4 protein-coding genes are annotated in these 1,561 nt (G+C 43.8%); 1 reads left to right on the top strand and 3 read right to left on the bottom strand.

The genetic code is table 11. The features are described 5' to 3' along the window. A partial coding sequence (locus VXK47_RS07935; protein ID WP_435548236.1) for an ISAzo13-like element transposase-related protein occupies positions 1–110 on the top strand: 110 nt, incomplete at its 5' end. A 26-nt stretch (positions 111–136) separates the two neighbouring features. Here VXK47_RS07935 and VXK47_RS07930 read toward each other — a convergent pair. Genes VXK47_RS07930 through VXK47_RS07920 form a run of 3 tightly spaced genes read right to left on the bottom strand, consistent with a single transcriptional unit; the run spans position 137 to position 1,374 of the window. Beyond that, positions 137–442, bottom strand: coding sequence for a C-GCAxxG-C-C family protein (locus VXK47_RS07930; RefSeq protein ID WP_435548235.1), 306 nt, complete (start codon positions 440–442; stop codon positions 137–139). Positions 443–462: 20 nt separating this feature from the next. Then, a complete protein-coding gene (gene trsM, locus VXK47_RS07925; protein WP_435548234.1) occupies positions 463–1,155 on the bottom strand; it encodes a class I SAM-dependent methyltransferase in 693 nt (230 codons plus the stop codon). A gap of 6 nt (positions 1,156–1,161) precedes the next feature. Further along, a complete protein-coding gene (locus VXK47_RS07920) occupies positions 1,162–1,374 on the bottom strand; it encodes a DVU_1557 family redox protein (protein ID WP_435548233.1) in 213 nt (70 codons plus the stop codon). Between the last annotated feature and the right edge of the window lie 187 nt (positions 1,375–1,561).

The raw sequence follows: 1,561 nt of genomic DNA, 5'->3' as shown, positions 1-1,561 counted from the left end.
ACAAGACCGGCATCAAAGTCTCTGATGAAGAACTCCGAAAGATTGCTATCGAGAGGGATGGTTTCCATGGAGAGTGGAATTATAAAATAAAACCAAGGCCATTATGCTAAATGTTCAGCTTATATTTTCTAAACCACTAAGAAGCACAAGCGGTTTGTTCAAACCATTCGCTTAATTCAGAATACATCAACGGCAGTTTTTCATTTTCTTTTTCGTTATCATCACCTTTTGCACCATACAAAGCAAGTATGCAGGCAGCACCGGTAAAAATTCCACAGGTATTGCCGCTGCCTGCTGCACCCATGCAAAGACCCGACATTGCCCGAACAAGGTCCGGGTTTTTTTTGCCCTGGGCTTCCAGAGAAAGGATAATCAATACCTGGCTGCAACAGTAACCGCGTCCGGCCAGTTGCAGTAATCTGAAGCCAATTTCATCTATCATTATATTTTATCCTCATATACTTACTTCTTTCGTGCAATCATCAGAAAATATCCCGGTCTGGCATCACGCATAGATTGCTTATCCCCCGAAGAACAACCGCCAGGCAGCATTATATCCATAAGCATATCAAGCGAGCCCAACTCCCACACGATTTTTGCGGTAAGTTGCGAAAGAGCATCTGAATGATCCTCCCACAAAAGCACTTCAAAACCAGAGCCTTGCACCATATCTATTACTTCCTCACGTATCATTGCTCCGGATAGACACGAAACCGAATGAAAGGAAATATTGTTTGGCTGCTTTCCCGGATTTCTTAAATAAATGTCTGAAATAACCAAAAACCCTGCCTTTTGCAGCACTCTGCAAAATTCATTCAGGGCTTTGTCGCGGTAAGATAACAAAGAAAGCACGCATTCGCAAAATATGCAGTTAAAACTGCCGGCTGTAAATGGCAGTTCTTCCGCAGTTGACTGCACAAATGAGAACTCACTGGAAAATTTCGGCGCATTAAGATCAATACCGCATACTGCGCAGCCATAATTTTTATGAAGATATTCAAGAGTCGCCCCGAAGCCGCAACCGATATCCATAATTTTATTGCCTGCGGAAAACCCGCAGTAATCCGCCGCTCTTTCGGTAAGGGCCAAACCGCCAGGCCTTAATGTATCGCCGATAATTGAACGCAAATCAGATGGTATGATATAAGAGGTCATCTGTTTTTATTTATCTTCAAGTATCTGTTCTACTTCCGCCATCTTCCCAAGAGCAAGTTCTTCTGAAATAAACACAAAACCGCATTGAGGACATATCGGGAGCTGAGCCTTGATTTTATTACCCATATACATTAAGGTTGCAGGGCCTACAGATAAAAACATATCACAGCTACAGCATTTCCATCTCAAATCTTCAGGATTGGCATAAGTCTCTTTCATTGCTATTCCTTTTTTCTTTCACCCCCACCCTATCCCTCCCCCATCAGCTGACCCTTACCCATAAGTCTGTTTAGCACGATTGGATTGGGCATATGCCATGAGAACTCTCCACATGCCGGCGAGATCGTCCACTCGTTGCAAACCGAGCCAGAGGCTTTTGGTTCCCGGATCGCCGTCACTTTTTCGA

Source organism: Desulfobacterium sp. N47 (assembly GCF_051233685.1).
In the GTDB taxonomy this organism is placed as follows: domain Bacteria; phylum Desulfobacterota; class Desulfobacteria; order Desulfobacterales; family RPRI01; genus RPRI01.
This window is presented reverse-complemented; position numbering and strand designations above follow the sequence as displayed.